The 18,009-nt window shown below is 68.5% G+C and carries 22 protein-coding genes; 16 read left to right on the forward strand and 6 right to left on the reverse strand.

Annotation, left to right across the window (positions count from 1 at the left end; translation table 11 throughout):
• Positions 1-4 precede the first annotated feature (4 nt).
• The 6 genes from ETO60_RS04845 to ETO60_RS04870 all read left to right on the forward strand — a co-directional run bounded on the left by ETO60_RS04845 (position 5) and on the right by ETO60_RS04870 (position 3,846).
• Positions 5-676 carry an MBL fold metallo-hydrolase gene (locus ETO60_RS04845; RefSeq protein ID WP_315850266.1) on the forward strand — a complete coding sequence of 224 codons (672 nt, stop codon included), beginning with the start codon at positions 5-7 and terminating at the stop codon, positions 674-676.
• Between the two features lie 160 nt (positions 677-836).
• Entirely contained in the window at positions 837-1,016 is a 180-nt protein-coding gene (rpmF, locus tag ETO60_RS04850; protein WP_130003336.1) for a 50S ribosomal protein L32, read from the forward strand.
• 25 nt (positions 1,017-1,041) lie between these two features.
• Positions 1,042-2,097: a phosphate acyltransferase PlsX gene (gene plsX, locus ETO60_RS04855; RefSeq protein ID WP_130003338.1), complete on the forward strand. Its 1,056-nt coding sequence runs from the start codon at positions 1,042-1,044 to the stop codon at positions 2,095-2,097.
• Positions 2,094-3,062, forward strand: coding sequence for a beta-ketoacyl-ACP synthase III (locus ETO60_RS04860; protein WP_130003340.1), 969 nt, complete (start codon positions 2,094-2,096; stop codon positions 3,060-3,062). Before plsX ends, ETO60_RS04860 begins: the two co-directional genes overlap by 4 nt.
• 71 nt (positions 3,063-3,133) lie before the next feature.
• The gene (locus ETO60_RS04865; RefSeq protein WP_165362120.1) at positions 3,134-3,436 is read left to right on the forward strand and encodes an integration host factor subunit alpha; all 303 of its coding nucleotides are present in this window, start codon (positions 3,134-3,136) and stop codon (positions 3,434-3,436) included.
• Positions 3,433-3,846 (forward strand): MerR family transcriptional regulator, encoded by a 414-nt coding sequence (locus ETO60_RS04870; protein ID WP_130003342.1) that lies wholly within the window; start codon positions 3,433-3,435, stop codon positions 3,844-3,846. Before ETO60_RS04865 ends, ETO60_RS04870 begins: the two co-directional genes overlap by 4 nt.
• Before the next feature lie 42 nt (positions 3,847-3,888).
• Here the strand turns inward: ETO60_RS04870 and ETO60_RS04875 are convergent, their stop codons facing one another.
• From ETO60_RS04875 to ETO60_RS04885, 3 genes are read right to left on the reverse strand one after another with little or no spacing between them, the layout of a single operon-like run.
• On the reverse strand, positions 3,889-4,659 hold the full coding sequence (locus tag ETO60_RS04875; RefSeq protein WP_130003343.1) for a DsbA family protein: 771 nt from the start codon (positions 4,657-4,659) through the stop codon (positions 3,889-3,891).
• Positions 4,660-4,683: 24 nt separating this feature from the next.
• A complete protein-coding gene (locus tag ETO60_RS04880) occupies positions 4,684-5,364 on the reverse strand; it encodes a thioredoxin domain-containing protein (protein ID WP_165362121.1) in 681 nt (226 codons plus the stop codon).
• Between the two features lie 59 nt (positions 5,365-5,423).
• Positions 5,424-5,996, reverse strand: coding sequence for a DUF721 domain-containing protein (locus ETO60_RS04885; RefSeq protein WP_130003347.1), 573 nt, complete (start codon positions 5,994-5,996; stop codon positions 5,424-5,426).
• Between the two features lie 29 nt (positions 5,997-6,025).
• Between ETO60_RS04885 and ETO60_RS04890 the strand changes: the two genes are divergently transcribed.
• From ETO60_RS04890 to ETO60_RS04910, 5 genes are all read left to right on the forward strand, one after another.
• Entirely contained in the window at positions 6,026-7,282 is a 1,257-nt protein-coding gene (locus tag ETO60_RS04890; protein ID WP_130003349.1) for an A/G-specific adenine glycosylase, read from the forward strand.
• 91 nt (positions 7,283-7,373) lie between these two features.
• Positions 7,374-8,696 carry a serine hydrolase domain-containing protein gene (locus ETO60_RS04895; RefSeq protein ID WP_130003351.1) on the forward strand — a complete coding sequence of 441 codons (1,323 nt, stop codon included), beginning with the start codon at positions 7,374-7,376 and terminating at the stop codon, positions 8,694-8,696.
• Positions 8,693-9,589 carry an NAD(+) diphosphatase gene (gene nudC / locus ETO60_RS04900; RefSeq protein WP_130003353.1) on the forward strand — a complete coding sequence of 299 codons (897 nt, stop codon included), beginning with the start codon at positions 8,693-8,695 and terminating at the stop codon, positions 9,587-9,589. Before ETO60_RS04895 ends, nudC begins: the two co-directional genes overlap by 4 nt.
• 127 nt (positions 9,590-9,716) lie before the next feature.
• Positions 9,717-10,826: a PAS domain-containing protein gene (locus ETO60_RS04905; RefSeq protein ID WP_315850267.1), complete on the forward strand. Its 1,110-nt coding sequence runs from the start codon at positions 9,717-9,719 to the stop codon at positions 10,824-10,826.
• Complete coding sequence (locus ETO60_RS04910; protein ID WP_130003355.1) at positions 10,826-11,209, forward strand: response regulator; 384 nt, start codon at positions 10,826-10,828, stop codon at positions 11,207-11,209. The genes ETO60_RS04905 and ETO60_RS04910 overlap by 1 nt, the downstream gene beginning before the upstream one ends.
• A 42-nt stretch (positions 11,210-11,251) precedes the next feature.
• On the opposite strand, the gene ETO60_RS04915 is transcribed toward ETO60_RS04910, so the two are convergent.
• Together ETO60_RS04915 and mgtE are read right to left on the reverse strand one after the other, a co-directional pair.
• Positions 11,252-11,644 (reverse strand): DUF1489 family protein, encoded by a 393-nt coding sequence (locus ETO60_RS04915; RefSeq protein ID WP_130003357.1) that lies wholly within the window; start codon positions 11,642-11,644, stop codon positions 11,252-11,254.
• A gap of 40 nt (positions 11,645-11,684) precedes the next feature.
• Entirely contained in the window at positions 11,685-13,166 is a 1,482-nt protein-coding gene (gene mgtE, locus ETO60_RS04920) for a magnesium transporter (protein WP_130003359.1), read from the reverse strand.
• Between the two features lie 103 nt (positions 13,167-13,269).
• On the opposite strand from mgtE, the gene ETO60_RS04925 reads away from it, so the two are divergent.
• The 5 genes from ETO60_RS04925 (at position 13,270) to ETO60_RS04945 (ending at position 17,658) form a co-directional block, all read left to right on the forward strand.
• Positions 13,270-13,737 carry a peptidylprolyl isomerase gene (locus ETO60_RS04925; protein ID WP_130003361.1) on the forward strand — a complete coding sequence of 156 codons (468 nt, stop codon included), beginning with the start codon at positions 13,270-13,272 and terminating at the stop codon, positions 13,735-13,737.
• Between the two features lie 62 nt (positions 13,738-13,799).
• On the forward strand, positions 13,800-14,483 hold the full coding sequence (gene gntA / locus ETO60_RS04930) for a guanitoxin biosynthesis heme-dependent pre-guanitoxin N-hydroxylase GntA (protein WP_130003363.1): 684 nt from the start codon (positions 13,800-13,802) through the stop codon (positions 14,481-14,483).
• Complete coding sequence (locus tag ETO60_RS04935; RefSeq protein ID WP_130003365.1) at positions 14,480-15,070, forward strand: DUF1989 domain-containing protein; 591 nt, start codon at positions 14,480-14,482, stop codon at positions 15,068-15,070. Before gntA ends, ETO60_RS04935 begins: the two co-directional genes overlap by 4 nt.
• A gap of 47 nt (positions 15,071-15,117) precedes the next feature.
• Complete coding sequence (gene miaB, locus ETO60_RS04940) at positions 15,118-16,458, forward strand: tRNA (N6-isopentenyl adenosine(37)-C2)-methylthiotransferase MiaB (RefSeq protein WP_130003367.1); 1,341 nt, start codon at positions 15,118-15,120, stop codon at positions 16,456-16,458.
• Positions 16,459-16,611: 153 nt separating this feature from the next.
• On the forward strand, positions 16,612-17,658 hold the full coding sequence (locus ETO60_RS04945; protein WP_130003369.1) for a PhoH family protein: 1,047 nt from the start codon (positions 16,612-16,614) through the stop codon (positions 17,656-17,658).
• Between the two features lie 34 nt (positions 17,659-17,692).
• Here the strand turns inward: ETO60_RS04945 and ETO60_RS04950 are convergent, their stop codons facing one another.
• Positions 17,693-17,905 (reverse strand): hypothetical protein, encoded by a 213-nt coding sequence (locus ETO60_RS04950; protein ID WP_130003371.1) that lies wholly within the window; start codon positions 17,903-17,905, stop codon positions 17,693-17,695.
• Between the last annotated feature and the right edge of the window lie 104 nt (positions 17,906-18,009).

Genomic DNA, 18,009 nt, shown 5'->3' on the forward strand with positions numbered 1-18,009 from the left:
CGGCATGAGCGACACCCGCCCCTCGTCCCCGATGAAGGCCGCCATCCTCCCGGTCACGCCCCTGCAGCAGAATTGCACGCTGATCTGGTGCACGGCCACGCGGCGCGCGGCGCTCATCGATCCCGGAGGGGACCTGCCGCGGATCAAGTCGGCGGTGGCCAAGGCCGGTGTGGAGGTGGAGAAGATCCTGCTGACCCACGGGCACATCGACCATTGCGGAGAGGCCGGTGTGCTGGCCCGCGATCTCGGGGTGCCGATCGAGGGCCCGCATGAGGCGGACCGCTTCTGGATCGCCCGGCTGGACGAGGACGGCCAGCGCTTCGGCATCGCCGGGCACGTGTTCGAGCCTGACCGCTGGCTGGTGGACGCAGACACGGTGACGGTGGGCGACCTGGTCCTCGACGTCTATCACTGTCCCGGTCACACCCCCGGTCATGTGGTGTTCGTTCATCCGCCCAGCCGCTTCGCCATGGTGGGGGACGTGCTGTTCAAGGGGTCGGTCGGACGGACGGATTTCCCGCTCAGCGACCATGCGCAGCTCATCGAGTCGGTGACCGGCAAGCTCTGGCCGCTTGGCGACGACATCACCTTCATTCCTGGCCATGGTCCGGTCGGCACCTTCGGCGAGGAACGGCGCAGCAATCCGTTCGTCGGCGACGCGGTGCTGCGGTCCTAGGGTGACGACCAGATTGATTTGTGCGGAGGATGGCGTATAGGCGCGCGCTTCGCCGCCATCGCTGAACCGGTGCTGGCAACTGCCCGGCGGCTTGTGCGAGAGCCGTCCGTCGCGTAGGCGGGCGGGCAGTACCGAGACAACACGAAGACAAGGTGCCACCATGGCAGTCCCGAAGAGAAAAGTATCGCCGCACCGCCGCGGCAACCGCCGTTCGCACGATGCGCTGAAGGTTGAGGCGTTTCACGAGTGCTCGAACTGCGGCGAGCTGAAGCGTCCGCACAATCTGTGCACCAAGTGCGGGTTCTACAACGGCCGCGAAATCCTCGCCGTCGGCGCCTGATCCTCCACGCCTGCCGGAGATCGCGATGAGCCTGCCCCGTATCGCCGTCGATGCGATGGGCGGCGATGAAGGCGTGCGTGTCATGATCGAGGGCGCTGCGCTCGCGCGGCGCCGTCATGACCGCTTCAAGTTCCTCCTCGTCGGCGACGAGCAGCGCATCAAGGCGGCGCTGGACAATCACCCCGGCCTGTCCGGCGCGTCGGAAATCCTCCACTGCGACGATGTGGTGGGCGGTGACGAACGCCCGACCCAGGCGCTCCGCCGCGCGCGGACCACGTCCATGGGTCTGGCGATCGACGCGGTGAAGCGCGGGGCCGCCGGTGCGGCGGTCAGCTCCGGCAACACCGGCGCGCTGATGGCGATGAGCAAGCTCGCCCTGCGCACCATGCCGGGCATCGACCGCCCGGCGCTGGCGGCGTTGCTGCCGACGCTTGGCGACAACGATGTCATCATGCTGGACCTCGGCGCCAACAGCGAGTCGGACGTGCGCAATCTCGTGCAGTTCGCCATCATGGGCGCGGCCTATTCGCGGATTGCCACCGGGCGGGCGGCGCCGCGCGTGCGGCTGCTGAACATCGGCACCGAGGAGATTAAGGGAACCGACGAACTGCAGGAAGCGGCCGCGCTGCTGCGCGGGGCGGAGGGGCTGTCGCTGCAGTTCGACGGCTTCATCGAAGCCGACAAGATCAACCGCGGCGACGTTGATGTCGTCGTCACGGACGGGTTCTCCGGCAACATCGCGCTCAAGGCGATCGAAGGGGCGGCCCGCTTCGTCACCGACCTGCTGCGGGCGGCGTTCACCAGCTCGCTGCGCTCGAAGATCGGATTTCTGGTGTCGCGTCCGGCCACGGAGCTGCTGCGCCATCACCTCGATCCCAACAACCACAACGGGGCGGTGTTTCTGGGCCTGAACGGGGTGGTCGTGAAAAGCCATGGCAGCGCCAACGCACTGGGCGTGGCCAATGCGGTGGCGGTTGCGGCCCGGCTGCTGGAAGACAGGCTCATCGACCGGATCGCGGCCGACCTCGAGGAACTCTCCCACCGGCAGGTGTCGGGCGGCCGTCCTCCCGAGGCGGCGTGACCCTGCGCGCCGTCATCCGCGGCACGGGCTCGGCGCTGCCGGCGCGGGTGGTCACGAACGCCGAACTGGCGCAGACGGTGGACACCAGCGACGAGTGGATCCGCGAGCGCACCGGCATTGCGCAGCGCTACATCGCCGGTGACGGGGAGACGACCGGGACACTCGCCACGGCCGCGGCCCGTGCGGCCGTCGACGCGGCCGGCATCGATCCGCAGACGATCGACCTCATCATTCTGGCAACCGCCACGCCTGACCGCACCTTTCCGGCCACCGCCACGAGCGTGCAACGCGCGCTTGGCTGTGGCGGGGGCATCGCCTTCGACATGCAGGCCGTCTGCTCGGGCTTCGTCTATGCTCTGGCTACGGCGGAGTCGCTGCTGCGGACGGGCGTCGCCAGGCGGGCGCTGGTGATCGGTGCCGAAACCTTCAGTCGCATCCTCGACTGGGAGGACCGGGCGACCTGCGTGCTGTTCGGCGACGGGGCCGGGGCGGTCGTGCTGACGGCCGAGGACGTCGCCGACGAGGGGCCGGGCATCCTGTGCGCGCGGCTGCACGCCGACGGCACGCACGAGGACCTTCTGTACGTCGATGGCGGCCCGTCGAGCACCGGAACGGTCGGCAAGCTGCGCATGGCCGGGCGCGAGGTCTTCCGTCATGCCGTTCACAATCTGGCGACCGTGCTGGAGGACGTGATCGGCAGCGCCGGCATCACCGCCGACGCCATCGACTGGATCGTTCCGCATCAGGCCAACGCGCGCATCCTCTCCGCCACCGCCCGGAAGATCGGCGTGCCGGAGGAGCGCGTGGTCGTGACGGTCGACCGGCATGCCAACACCTCCGCGGCGTCGGTGCCGCTCGCACTCGATGCGGCGGTGCGCGACGGCCGGGTTCAGCCGGGACAGCTGGTCCTGCTGGAAGCGATGGGAGGCGGGTTCACCTGGGGTGCCATCCTGCTCCGCATGTAGCCCGCCGTTTGTGTTTTCACTTGATAAGTGTTAGAGTGCAACCGGGTGGCGTCGCTTTTGGGAGGCGGAAAATGCGAATGCTGGGAACCCTGACCCGGGCTGATCTGGCGGAAACGATCAACCGCAAGATGGGGCTTTCGCGTGCGGAGTCGCTGCAGCTGGTCGAAGCGATCCTGCGGCACATGTGCCAGGCGATGTCGAACGGGGAGAACGTGAAGATCTCCGGGTTCGGCAGCTTCATTCTCCGCGACAAGAACGAACGGATCGGACGCAATCCCAAGACTGGCGTGGAGGTGCCGATCACGCCGCGCCGGGTGCTCACCTTCCGTGCCAGCCAGCTCATGAAGGACCGGATCCAGCAGGCCGACATGTGAAAGACGACCTGTTCCCGGACGGGAAGACCGACGAGGCCTTGCGCACGATCGGGGAGGTCTGTCGCGCGCTGGACCTCAAGCCCCATGTGCTCAGATACTGGGAACAGCAGTTTCCGGAGCTGCAGCCCCTCAAGCGGTCCGGCGGGCGTCGTTACTATCGCCCGGAGGACGTGCGCCTGCTGAAACGCATCGACGACCTGCTGAACCGGCAGGGTTACACGATCAGGGGAGCGCGGGTCGCGCTGTCATTGGCCCGGAAAACGGCTGCGGGCGCCGCGGAGAGCACGGGACCGGCTCGCACCCACGCAGCGGCCGAGCCGCCTTTGTCTCCCGCACCCTTCGACACGCAGCAACTCGCCGAGCGTCTGCGCCAGATCCGCAACACGCTGGCGGCAGCACTGACGCGCTGACGCGCGGCGGGCGCGGCATGCGGCCGCTTTACCTACCCTGCCTCAGCGGGCGCCGGCGCGCTGAAGAACGGGTTCCAGCTGCGCCCAGGTGGACGCCTCGACCTTCTGCCCATTGACGAGGAAGGACGGGGTTCCCCGGATGTCGAGCTGCTCCGACTGGGTCTGCGACTGCTGCGCAAGGCGCTCGAGCGACGCCGAGTCGGCAAGGCATTGGCGCGCCTGCTGCTCGCCAAGGCCGCGGGCGGCGAAGAAGTCGAAGAAACCCGCGACTTCGGCGGCTCGTACGAAGCGCTGCTGCTCGGGCAGGGCGAGTGCCTGCTCGAACGCCGCCTGGTTGGCGAACACCGGCTCGAGCAGCGCCTGCTGGTTGGCGAGCACCTGCTCCGACAGGGCAGCGCCCGTGCCTTCCGGCCCGCAGCGGACGAGGCGTGCCAGCACGAGATCGTGAGGGCCGTGAATCTGGTTGCGCATTTCGAGGCTTACGCGCCCGGTGCTGACATAGCGCTCCTTAAGCTCGGGCGTGCCGGTCTGGTTGAACTGCGCGCACGCCGGGCAGGTCAGCGAAAGGTATTCGACGACCTGGATCGGCGCCTGCGGATTGCCGATCAGGAAGCCGCCTTCTGGGGTGGTCTGCACCACATCGGTCCATGACTGCCCCGCCGGCGGGGCCACTGCGGCGACCGGATCACCCTCGAGCGCGCCCGCCGACGGCGAACCGCCCGACCCGCAGCCCGCAGCCAGTAGCGCGAGCGGCAGGGTGAAGGCAGGCAGGGCGCGGCGCGTCCGGGCACCGCCGGCAAGTCGGGTCGTCATGCAGTCAGTCCTCATGCAGTGGAGTCAGCGTTGTGCGGCGGGATTGGCGGTCCGGCGCGGCGAGGCCGCAATCCGCGCGTCGAGTTGCGGCTGGAGCATGGCCCAGTCGTGCGTTCCGGCAAGGGGCGTGCCGTCGATGGCGAAGCTTGGAGTGGAGGTCACCCCGAAACGGTTGCGGTTGCCCTCCGCCGCCCTGACCAGAGCGGCGGCCTCGCGATTGTCCGACAGGCAGCGGTCCGCGGCGATGCGGTTGACGCCGAACCGCTCGACCATCGCGTGCAGCCCGAGAGTGCTGGCAATGGAGCGCCGCCGCTCTGCCGAAGTGAAGGCATCGGTCCAGACGGCCTGCTGCGCCTGTGGCACGGACTGGGCGCGTGCGAGCCAGCCTGCCTGCCGTTCCAGGAACATTGCATGTGCCGCCGCCATCCGGCGCGGCGGCGTGCACCGCACGAGCATGGTGACGGTGAGGTCGACGGGATCGCGCACCATGCTGCGATGCTCGACCTGAAGGTGGCCGCCGCCGACATAGACGAGCGCCAGAGTGCCTTCGGCCTCGCGCGAGAAGGCGCCGCATGCCGGACAGGTGTAGCTCAGGAAGCTCGTGAGCCTGACCGGCGCGTCGGGGTTGCCGATCCGGAAGCCGCCATCGGTCGGAACCGCCGTGGTCGCCCAGTCCTGCGCCGACGCAGCCACGGGCGCGCTCAACGCAAACGCTGCAAGCGCAGCAAACACAGGCGCGGAACGCCAGTTGCCAGAAAGTGCAGTCAAGGGGTCCAATCCTCCTTTGCGGCAAGGCTGCTCGCCAGCCCCTCAAGCACCGCGCGAAGTTCGGGATCTCCGATCCCGCGCAAGCCTTCGCCAAGGTCGCAGGGGATCGCACGCCGGCCAGGCACGGTGCGATGCTCCAGAGCACGGGGCGCCTTAACTTCGCCTTGCCGGAGCTTCACCCGGCTCACCGCCTGATAACCGAAGAAGCGGTTGACGCGTTCGATGATCTCGGGCGTGACGTGCTGGATCAGCGGCGCGTGGGCGGGGATCACGACCAGCTGGAGAATGCCGTCCGCCCGTCGTCCGGCCGGAAAACGGATCGATTCGGGTGCCGTGACCCGGCTGTAGCGCTCGCCGACGATCTCGGGCCAGCGCGAGACGACCGACGACTGCACGAAGCCGAAGCGCCGGAAGGCCGTGCCGCCGACCTGCGGCATCAGATCGGCAATGGCGCGCGCCGGACCTCCGCGCGGCCGTTCATCGGCAACGGCTGCGGTCCGGGAGGCGCGACGCTTCGGACGCGGCGACGCCGCGGTGGCAGGCGCGGAGCTGTGTTCTTCCCGTTCCATTCCGCCTGCGTCCATGGCACAGCCGCGCCATGTCCGCCAGAGCGCAGACCTTGGCTGGCGATCTGCTCGCATGGTTCGACACCGCCGCCGTCGCCCTGCCGTGGCGCGTCCGGTCCGGGGACGGCGAGCCTGACGCTTACCGGGTGTGGCTGGCGGAGGTGATGCTCCAGCAGACGACGGTCGCCGCGGCCGCGCCTTACTGGCAGCAGTTCGTCGCCCGCTGGCCAAGCGTCGAGGCGCTGGCCGCCGCGCCCGAGGAGGACGTGCTGAGCGCCTGGGCCGGCTTGGGCTACTACTCCCGCGCCCGCAATCTTCTTGCAACCGCGACGCGGGTGGCCGCTGCGGGCGGGTTCCCGGCGACGGAGAGCGCGCTGCGTCAGTTGCCGGGCGTCGGCGCCTACACCGCCGCTGCCGTCGCGGCGATCGCATTCGGTCAGCGCGCGGTGGTTGTCGACGGGAATGTCGAACGGGTTGTCGCGCGGCTGTTCGCGATCGGGGACAGCCTGCCGGGTGCGCGTCCGCTGATCCGGGCGCGGATGGATTCCATCACCCCGGATGAACGCTGCGGGGACTTTGCTCAGGCCGTCATGGATCTCGGCCGGCTGGTCTGCCGTCCGCGCGCCCCCGCGTGCGGCGCGTGTCCTGTCTCGAGCCGATGCGCCGCATTTCGCCTCGGGCTGGTCGACGTTCTGCCGCGCAAGAACGGCAGGTCCGCTCCGCCCGAGCGGCGTGGCCGCGTGTTCGTCCTGCACAACCGGCGGGCGGTGTGGCTCGTGCGCCGGCCGCCGCGCGGGTTGTTCGCGCGCATGCACGCTCTGCCGACGGACGGCTGGAGCGCATCAGCAGACGGCGCCGCGGCGGCTCCGGTTGCGGCCGATTGGCAGGACGTCGGGACGCTGCGCCACACGCTGAGCCATGCGAGGCTGGTGCTGACGGTGCACAGGGCCGAAGCTGCGGACGCTCTGCCCGCAGAGGGCGAGTGGTGGCCGCTGCCCACCCTGCCGGACGCCGGCCTGCCGACCGTGTGCAGGAATGCCGTGCGGCTGGCGTTCTCGTCACAGGATCCCTCCGCCGAGCATCAGGCGCAGCATGGCGATGACGAGCACGATCAGGCACAGGTTGCGACCCGTGTTCCGCCGCGACAGGGCGCCGACCACCACGCCCGTCAACGCCACCGGCAGGACAAACCAGTTGCCCCACCCCAGAAACGGAATGGTCGACGGGATCGCCATGAGCAGGGCGACAAGGCCGATGAGGATCGAAATGACGTTGAGCATCACCCGTAGCTAGGGGGAAGGGGCCTTGCTGCCAAGCGGTTGACGCCTGCCTGCCCGCTCCGCACAAGAGGCGGCCAATCCACCACGGGAGACGATCGCCATGGCCTTTCGCGAGTTTGACGCCGCGTTCACCCGCCGCAACCTGCTGCGCGGGGGCGGTGCCCTTCTGGGTGCCGGAGCGTTGCTGGGCGCCGGGCCGCTGACGAGGAGTGTCCTTGCGCAGCCGGCGGCGTCAGGCTGGCCGACGGTCACGGCGTTGCTGGACGAGTATGTGAACAGCCGCCGGGTTGCGAACATGGTCGCGACGCTCGGCTGGCAACAGCAACCGGCCGTCACCATTGCCCGCGGACGTCACGCGCTGGACGCCGGCCCGGAAGCCGGACCCGACAGCCTGTTCCGCATCTATTCGATGACCAAGCCTGTCACGGGCATGGCGGCCATGATCCTGATCGCCGAGGGCAAGCTCGGCCTCGATCAGCCCATCTACGATCTCCTGCCGGCGTTCCGGACCATGCAGGTGCAGCGGACCTACGACGGGTCGCTTACGGAGCTGGAGCCTGCCGCACGGCCGATCACGGTCCGCCATCTGCTGACCCACACGGCGGGACTTGGTTATTCGGTCGTGCAGCGAGGACCGATCGCGCGCGCCTATGAGGCGGCGGGGATCGTGCCGGGGCAGGTCACGCGGCTCCCGGTGGCCGAGGCGTTCGGACGCGGACGGCCGGCTCCCAGCCTCGAGGCGTTTGCCGACAATCTGGCGCGCCTGCCGCTGGTGGCGCAGCCCGGCACGCGGTGGAGCTATTCGGTGTCGCTCGACCTTCTGGGGCGGGTCATCGAAGTTGCCTCGGGCATGCATTTCGACCAGTTCCTTCAGCAGCGGCTGTTCGATCCGCTGGGGATGACGAGCACGTTCTTCCGTGTTCCGGAACGCGAGCTGCCCCGCCTCACCACCAACTACGGTGTCGTCGCCGGCGCGCTCGTACCTATCGATCCGCCGGAACTGTCGATCTACGCCCAGGCGCCGGCGTTCCCCTTCGGCGGCTCGGGGCTGGTGTCGAGTGCCCGCGACTACGACCGCTTCCTGCGCATGCTGGCCGGGTTCGGCCGGCTCGACGGACGGCGGGTGATGGGCGAGCTGGCGGTGCGGGTCGGCACCTCCGACCTGTTGCCGGAAGGCGTGCAGACCACCGGCACCTTTGTCGACGGGCAGGGTTTTGGCGCCGGCGGCCGTGTCGGCCGGGGTGAGCAGGCCGGCGTCTTCGGCTGGGGCGGAGCCGCGGGCACGCTCGCCTTCGTCAACATGCGCAACGGTCTGCGCGCCAGCCTCATGACGCAGTACATGCCGGCCGAAGCCTATCCCCTGACGGCCGCGTTCGGGAGCGCCGTGCTGCGGGACGCGGCCGCAATCGCCGGCCGCTCTTGACGCTCGCCTTCGCTGGCGCCCCGCTCGACCGGGCGGACCGGCTGCGCAACGACGACGAGGCGCTCCGCCGCCTCGTCACGGGAGCGGCGCGGCTGCTGATGCTTGATGGATTGGCGCCGGTGCCGGCCGCAGACGGCGGCCTGTGCTGGGACAGTCCCGGCAACGCGCCGCCCGACAGCGAACTCGTGTTCCTCGGCCTGCTCGACGGGCGGGCTTGCTTTGCCGCCGTGCCCGAACACGGCGCGGGCGGTCCGGCCTACGCCCAGCCGGCGATCTGGGCCGCGATGCAGACACTCTCCCCTTCGGAGCTTGCCATCTATGGCGCCGCCCGGAGCCTCGTCGACTGGCACGCCCGGCATCGCTTCTGCGCGCGGTGCGGCGCACGCACCCGGCTGGCACGCGGCGGCTGGCAACGCGCCTGCGCTGCATGCGGCGCCGATCACTTCCCGCGGACGGATCCGGTCACGATCATGCTTGTCGAACATGACGACGCCGTGCTGCTGGGCCGACAGCACCGGTTTCCCCCTGGCGTGTTCTCCGCCTTGGCCGGCTTTGTGGAACCCGGCGAAACCATCGAGGAGGCGGTCGCCCGCGAGGTTGAGGAGGAAGCCGGCCTGCAGGTGCGCAAGGTGCGCTACATCGCCAGCCAGCCCTGGCCCTTTCCCTCGCAGCTGATGATCGGCTGCCATGCGCTCGCGGCTGGAAGAGATCTCCATGTCGACGGCGCGGAACTGGAGGAGGCGCGGTGGTTCACCCGCGCCGAAGTCGCCGCTGCCCTGTCCCAGGCGACGACGCCGCACCGCGAGATCGGCAATCCGCCGTTCCGTCCGCCACCGCCTGCCGCGATCGCCCATGCCCTGCTGCGCTGGTGGGTTGATGGTGCGCGGAGGTGAGCCTTGCCCCGGCGGGCCAGCCCCGCCGCGGGTGCACGGCGGATATTTTGCCTTTTGTTACTGTTCAGGGAACCTGCAGGTTGCTAGTCCGTCGCCGTGTTGATGTTTGGCAAGACCTCTTCCCGTCGTGTCGCGAGATGAACGGGCGCGGTTCGGCGCGCTGCAATCGTCCGACATGGCTCATCGCGAACACAGCGGTCTGAAGGCGGCTGACGCTCTCCCGGCGACGGATGAGTTTGCCGGGCGGTCCGGCATGCTGTTCGAACAGGCGATGGCGCAGACCCGGATGGCGATCTGCCTCACCGATCCCAACCAGGACGATCAGCCGATCGTGTTCGCCAACCGGGCGTTTCGCGAGCTGACCGGGTACGCCAACGACGAGATTGTCGGCCACAACTGCCGCTTTCTGCAGGGTCCGGAAACCGATCCGGCGAAGGTGCGCGAAATCCGCGCGGCGCTGGAAAGCGAACGGGTGGCGGTCGTCGAACTGCTCAACTACCGCAAGGACGGCACGACGTTCTGGAACGCCCTGCACCTCGGGCCGATCTATGACCGTGACGGACGGCTGCTCTACTACTTCGGCAGCCAGTGGGACGTCACCGATGTCCACACCGCCCGCGCGGAGCAGATGCACGCCAAGGCCATGTCGCGCGAAGTGTCGCATCGCATGAAGAACATGTTCTCGGTGATCGGCGGCATCGTCAGCGTCACCGGACGGTCCATGGGCGCACAGTCCGTCGCGAGCCGGATCAACGAACGCATCCAGGCGCTCGGCCGCGCCTACGAGCACACGCTGGACGAGGCGGCGTTCGGCACGATCGAAGTGGGGCAGGCCATCCGCGCCGTGCTGCGCCCGTACGATCCGGAGGACTGCCGGATCGTGTTCAAGGGGAACGGCGTCAGAACCGATCCGAACATTGTGTCCGTGGTCGGCCTCACCCTCCACGAGCTTGCCACGAATGCGACCAAGTATGGCGCCCTGTCGGGCGACTGCGGCCAGGTGAGCGTCGACTGGCGACATGAAGGCGACCGCCATGGGCGGCAGAACCTCGTGATCGAATGGTGCGAGCGGGGCGGGCCGCCGGTCGAGGCGCCCGGCGGTGGCGCAGGCGGAGGCACCGGCTTTGACATTGTGGAAACCTTGTTGCGTGTAGCCAAGGGAACCCTTGATCGAAACTGGGACCCGGGCGGTTTGGTGGCCCGCGTGGTGATCCCCATCGGCTCAAAGGATCAGTGATGACGCAGCTTGCCATCCAATGCGCAGATCAGCCGCTGCTCATTCTCGTCGTCGAGGACGAGCCGATGATCGCGCTCGACCTGCAGCTTGCCCTCGAAGACGAAGGCGTCACGGCGCAGGTCGCGGCCTCCTGCGACGAAGCGCACGCGCTGCTGGAGCGCCATGCATTCGACGGCGCGATCCTCGACGTGAACCTCGGGCCCGGTGCGACGTGCCGCAAGGTTGCCGGAACGTTGCGGAGCCGCGGCATTCCCTTCGTGCTCCACACGGGCGACCTTGACCGGCAGGGCGAGGCGATGCGCGAGCTGAACGCGATGATCATTCCCAAGCCCACGCCCGCACCTCAGGTGATCCGCCACATCCTTGAACAGATCGACGCCTGAGACTTTCTGCCGGGCGCGATGCCCGCTCTCCCGTTCCATCTGCTAGACCAGCCCCAGCTCCGCCAGACGCCGGCCCAGCCGCGGCGGCAGCAGGTCGCCCGCGGCCTCTCCGGGCGCAAGATCGGCCGGAGCATCCGCCGCCTCCAGGTAGCGCCAGCCCTGATGCGCCCGCCGAGGCCGCGGCTGGACGCGGATCAGCTGCGCCTCGAGATCGATGAACCACCTCCCGTCGGGCTGCGGCGAGAACCCGGCAATGGGCGAGCGCGCGACGAGCATGTGCTGGTGGATCCAGAACAGCGAGCCGCCGATGCAGTGCTCCCAGCGGCTCGGCCGGTAGCGCGTGTTCACGCTCAGCCGGGGGCGCCCGGCGAACCAGCTCTCGATGTCCTCGAAGCTGCGGGCGCCGAACGCAATCTTGGTGAGGTGAAGCGGCATGGCGCCGAGATAGGTGCGGCCCTTGCCGCGCCCAAGGGCGTCAGCCGGTCAGACCGGCGGCCTTGGCCAGGCCCAGGAACACGAGAAAGCCCATCGAGTCCGTGGTCATGGTCACGAAGATGGACGAGGCGATCGCCGGGTCGATGCGCATCTTCTCCAGCGTGAGCGGCACGAACACGCCCGCAAACCCGGCGATGAGGATGTTGGCCATCATGGCCATCGCGATGACCGCGCCAAGGGACGTGTTCGGCTCCACGAGGCTCCAGCCGTCCCATGTGCCGAAGAGAACGCTGACGGCAAGGCCGATGACCACGGCCACGGTGCCGCCGTTGAGGATCGCGATCGACATCTCGCGCCGCACGGCGCGCCAGGTGTTCGAGGCGGTGAGTTGGTTAGTGGCGAGGGCGCGGACCGTCACCGCGAGCGTCTGCGTTCCGGCATTGCCGCCGATGCCGGCCACGATCGGCATCAGCACCGCCAGAGCCACCATCGCGGCGATGACATCCTCGAAGTTGGAGATGACGGTCGAGGCGACCGCCGCGGTCAGCAGATTGGCGAGGAGCCAGCGCACCCGCGCCTTATAGGAGTCGCGGATCGGCTCGTTGATGTCGCCTTCGCCGGCGCCGGACAGGAGCATGGTGTCTTCCTGCGCCTCGGCGGACACAATGTGCAGGACATCGTCCACCGTCATCTGGCCGACCAGCCGCCCGTTCTCGTCCACCACGGCCGCGGAAATGAGCGCATACTTCTGGAACATGAGCGCGACTTCTTCCTGATCCATTCCGACCGGGATCAGGGTCTGGTCACGCTTCATCACTTCGGCCAGCGGCACGGCGCGCGGGGTGCGCAGGATGGCCGACAGTTGGCACGTTCCGACCGGGTGGTGAGCCGCGTCGACGACGAACACCTCGTAGAATTCATCCGGAAGATCGCGCTGTTCGCGCAGGAAGTCGATGAGGTCGCCGACCGTGAGATGCACCGGCACGGCGACGAACTCCCGGTTCATCAACCGGCCCGCAGTCTCCTCCGGGTAGGCGAGCGCGCTTTCGATCGGATGACGGTCTTCCGGATCGAGCGCATCAAGCACCGCCTGCCGTTCCGGCCCGTCGAGATCTTCCAGCAGCTGCACCGCATCGTCGGTTTCGAGCTGCTCGGCGATGGCGGCGACCGTGTCGGCGTCCAGCGCCTCCATCATGTCCTCGCGCACATAGTCGTTCAGCTCGGCGATGACCTCTCCCGACATGAGGTCCGTGATCGCCGCCGCGAGGTGGTTCCGCTCCGCCGGCTCGAGCAGCTCGAGCAGGTCGGCAATGTCCGCCGGATGGAGCGGCTCGACCAGCGCATAGACGGTGGTGCGGTCATCGGCCGCGAGCGCCTCCCGTACGGTTCGCACGTATTCCGGCTTGAGCCGGTTCTCCCGGTCGTGGCGCTCGTCATCGATGCGATCGTCCGGCCGCGCGCTCTCGCTGTCCGGCCGTCCGGCAGCAGGATCGATGGCGAGTTCTTCGGCCTCGGTGGTCATGAGTGCGGCCTTAGGGCTGAACGATGCAAAAGCAAGCTGCCGGGTGACAAGCGGACCGTGTCTCTGTATCCGGCCCGGCGCAAGCCGTGGAAGGATGCTCCCGATGACCGCGCAGACCCTCACCCTGACCCTCGACACCGGCGACGGCCAGCACGGCGATGTTGTCATTCGCCTCAGGCCCGATCTCGCGCCCGGCCATGTGGAGCGGATCACCGAACTCGCGCGGGAAGGGTTCTATGACGGCGTGGTGTTCCACCGCGTCATCCCCGGATTCATGGCGCAGGGCGGCGACCCGACCGGCACCGGCATGAGCGGCAGCGACAAGCCGGACCTCAGGGCCGAGTTCAACAGCGAGCCGCATGTGCGCGGCACCTGCTCGATGGCCCGCACCTCCGCTCCGGACAGCGCCAACAGCCAGTTCTTCATCTGCTTCGACGATGCCCGGTTCCTCGACCGCCAGTACACTGTGTGGGGCCAGGTCGAGAGCGGGATGGAGCATGTCGACGCCCTGCCCAAGGGAGAGCCGCCGCGCAATCCGGGCAAGATCGTCCGGGCGACCGTCTCGGACTGACGCGTTCCCTGCAAACAAAGGTCAAGACGGAACCCCGACGCCTGGGGTGGCGTTGCTGGGGGATGTTCACGGAAGCGGGCGCCGGTGGCGAGCCTTTGACCACCGAAGAGGCGTTTTTCGACAAGATCCGCCAGAAGGACTTCCCCTGTGTCGGGGCGAAATCTGCCCTGGCCAACGGGCGCATGAAGGTCATGGCGGCGCGTGACCTGACCAGTGCCTGGAACGATCTGGCCATCCACGACGCGCTGCTCGACTGGGCCGCGCTCGACCTCGCGCCTGATGATCTGCGCTCCTTTGCCGTCATCTTCGAGGGGCCGCGGGATCTGTCCGAGCTGGCGTTCGAGCGGGCGATGTGGGAGCGGCTGCAATCGCTGTCGGACAAGGACGTGTGGAAGCATCAGCCTTATGACCCGTCGGTCAGCAGCGATCCCGAGAGCCCCGACTTCTCGCTGAGCTTTGGCGGCTCCGCCTTCTTCGTCGTCGGGCTGCACCCCCACGCATCGCGCCCTGCGCGCCGGTTTCCCAATCCGACGCTGGTGTTCAACCTGCACGAGCAGTTCGAGCGGCTGCGCGAAAAGGGGCTGTATCACCGCATGCGGGAGCGCATCCTCGATCGCGACGTCAGCCTTGCCGGCGACATCAATCCGATGCTCGCCGTGCACGGCGAGAGCAGCGAGGCGCGCCAGTACAGCGGCCGCGTCGTGGAGGCGGACTGGCGCTGCCCGTTTCACCGGCGCACGCCGTGAGCGGCGCCTGCGTCACCATTCCGCCGCGCAGCGGCGTCGCCTTTCCCTTGCGGGCCGGACAGCGGCTGACGGTGATCGATCCCGAAGGCACCCAGTGCGCCGACATGCTCGCCTTCGATGCCGCCGATGTGCGGCATGTGATCTCCAACGGGCGGACCTTCGATTACGAGGAGACGCTCAAGCTCACGACCGGGAACCGGCTGTGGTCGAACCGCTCTGCTGTCATGCTCGAGATCGTCGAGGACACGGTGGGCGTCCACGACTTCCTGCTCACCCCGTGCAGCGCCGACACCTTTCGCCATTTCTATCCCGACAAGCCGGTGCATCGTGGCTGTTTCGGCAATCTGGCGGAGGCGCTCGCCCCCTTCGGTGTGGCCGAGGATTCGATCCCGACCGCGCTCAACATCTTCATGAACGTCCCGTTCGACTCCGCAACGGGGGCGCTGCGTGTCGAGCCTCCGCCAAGCCGCCCCGGCGACCATGTCACCTTTGCGGCCGCCATCGATCTGGTCATCGGCCTCACCGCCTGTTCCGCCTACGCGTCCAACGGCGGGACCTTCAAGCCGATCGCCTACCGGATCGACTGAGCCGTCGTTGAATGTCGCCTGGCCTTCGGGTAGGGCCGCCCTGTCCCATGCGCCCGACCGATCCGCCCCGAACCTTCCGCGTCAAGAGCTTCGGCTGCCAGATGAACGTCTATGACGGCGAGCGCATCGGCGAGCTGCTGGCGGAGCATGGCATTGCGCCGGCCCCCGATGGCGAGGACGCCGATCTCGTGGTGCTCAACACCTGCCATATCCGCGAGAAGGCGGCCGAAAAGGTGTATTCCGACATCGGCCGGATCACCAAGGCCGGACGCGAGGCGGGCAAGACACCGCTCATCGCTGTCGCCGGCTGCGTGGCGCAGGCCGAAGGCGAGGACATCATGACCCGTGCTCCGGCGGTCAGCATGGTCGTCGGACCGCAGGCGTATCACCGGCTGCCGCAGATGCTGGACCTCGCCGTGGCCGGACGCCGCGTGACGGACACCGACATGCCCGCCATCGCCAAATTCACCGCCCTGCCCGAGCGGCGCCGCGTGGCGGCGAGCGCCTTTCTCACCGTGCAGGAGGGGTGCGACAAGTTCTGCACCTATTGCGTCGTCCCCTACACAAGGGGCGCCGAGATCAGCCGGCCGTGGACAGACCTCGTGGCGGAAGCCTGTCGGCTGGTGGAGGCGGGGGCGAGGGAGATCACGCTCCTCGGCCAGAACGTGTCCGCCTGGCGGGGGGAAGACAGGCGTGGCCGGGCGGTCGGCTTGGCCGATCTCATCCGGGAGCTGGCACGCATCGACGGCCTTGCCCGCATCCGCTACACCACCAGCCACCCGGCCGACATGGACGAAGCGCTGATCGCGGCTCATGGCGAGGTGGACAAGCTGATGCCGTTCCTGCACCTGCCTGTGCAGGCGGGCAGCGACCGGATCCTGAAGGCGATGAACCGCAGCCATACGGCAGACGGATATCTGCGCCTTCTCGACCGGTTCCGGACCGCGCGGCCGGACATCGCGCTGTCGGGCGACTTCATCGTAGGGTTTCCGGGCGAGACGGAGGCGGACTTTGCCGCGACTCTCGCCCTTGTCGACTCGGTCGGCTACGCGCAGGCCTTCTCCTTCAAATACTCTCCGCGGCCGGGCACGCCTGCAGCCGGTCTGCCGGATCAGGTGCCGCGGGAGGTCATGGACGAGCGCCTGCATCGCCTTCAGGCCGCGCTCAACCGGGACCAGCTCGCGTTCAACCGCGCGAGCGTCGGACGCCGGTGCGCGGTTCTCGTCGAACGGCGTGGCAAGGCGCCCGGCCAGTGGCTCGGCAAGTCGCCGTGGCTCCAGTCGGTGTGGTTCGACAAACCGGGGGCCGGCATCGGGGATTTGGTGCCTGTCGAGCTTGTGGAGGCGGGGCCGAACTCCCTCGGGGCGCGGGCTGTCGGGCACGCTTAGGCGGCGACGCAGCCGCCGCAGCATGAGCGTGTCCTCTGGCCTGAACATCCGTCAGCGGACCTGCACTCCGAACCGCGCCTCCGCTCAGCAGCGGAGCACGCTTGCGCGCGCGGACGACTTCCCTAGAATCCGCGGGCCAACTGAAAGGATGGAATGGCCCGCAAACCGCCACGGGACGCGTCTGCGTCCTTCTCCCCTCCGCCGGCCCCGCAGCGGGAGGCACGGCGCGCCCGCGCGGAACTGAGCTTCGACAATCAGGCGCTGCTCGTGCCGCTGTTCGGCCAGTTCGATGCCAATCTGGTGCAGATCGAAAACCGGCTGGGCGTTTACATCGGCGCCCGCGGCGGCGCGGTCCACATCGAGGGAGCCGAGGAAGAGGTGGCGCGGGCGCGCGACGTCCTGCGCACGATGTATGACCGGCTGGCGCAGGGACAGGATCTGGACTCCGGCGCGGTCGAGGCGCTGATCGCCATGTCGGTCGAGCCGACGCTGGAAGGCATCATCACCGGCCGGCACGACGCGCCTCCGGTGATGATCCGCACACGGCGCAAGACCATCGTCCCGCGCTCGCCGGGCCAGATCCCCTACATGATGCAGCTCGCGCGGGAGGACATCATCTTCGCGCTCGGACCGGCCGGCACCGGCAAGACCTATCTCGCCGTGGCGCAGGCCGTCAGCCAGCTGGTCACCGGCAGCGTGCAGCGGCTGATCCTGTCCCGGCCCGCGGTGGAGGCGGGGGAACGGCTCGGCTTTCTGCCCGGCGACATGAAGGAGAAGGTCGATCCCTATCTGCGGCCGCTATACGATGCGCTTTACGACTGCATGCCGCCCGAGCAGGTCGAGCGACGCCTCGCCAGCGGCGAAATCGAGATTGCGCCCATCGCCTTCATGCGCGGCCGCACGCTGGCCGAAAGCTTCATCATTCTCGACGAGGCGCAGAACACCACCCGTGAACAGATGAAGATGTTCCTGACGCGCTTCGGCCAGAACAGCCGCATGGTCGTCTGCGGCGATCCGCGGCAGGTCGACATTCCCGGCGGCGACCGCATGAGCGGTCTGGCCGACGCCGTCGAACGGCTTGAAGGGGTCCAGGGGATTGCGGTGTCGCGCTTCACCGCGAAGGACGTGGTCCGCCACCCGATCGTGGGGCGGATCGTCGAGGCCTACGAGGGATCCGCGCAGGAAGCGCCCGACGGCTAGGCCGGTCAGGGGCCTTCATGCGGCCGGCGCCTGCTCAGCGGGGCACGACGCGCCAGAACGGGCGGTCGGGAGGGCCGGATTTCACGAGCCGGCCGAGCGGAAGACCGTCCTGATGCAGATCGGCGCAGCAGAACCCTTCGGCGCGGGTGGCGATCTCGATGGCATCGGAGAGCCTGTCGGCCTCGAACTCCATCTCCTGCACGCGGGTCGGCACCCGATCGAGAAAACTGAGCTTGAAGCGCGGCAAGGGACGTCTTTCGCCTGAACGGAGAACATTCACTCATGCGCATGACCGGAGCAGCGCGTCAACACGCTCGGTCGCGGAAGGCGCAGCCCGGACGCGCGGGCGTG

Source organism: Qipengyuania thermophila (assembly GCF_004153605.1).
GTDB classification, from domain to species: Bacteria; Pseudomonadota; Alphaproteobacteria; order Sphingomonadales; family Sphingomonadaceae; genus Qipengyuania_B; species Qipengyuania_B thermophila.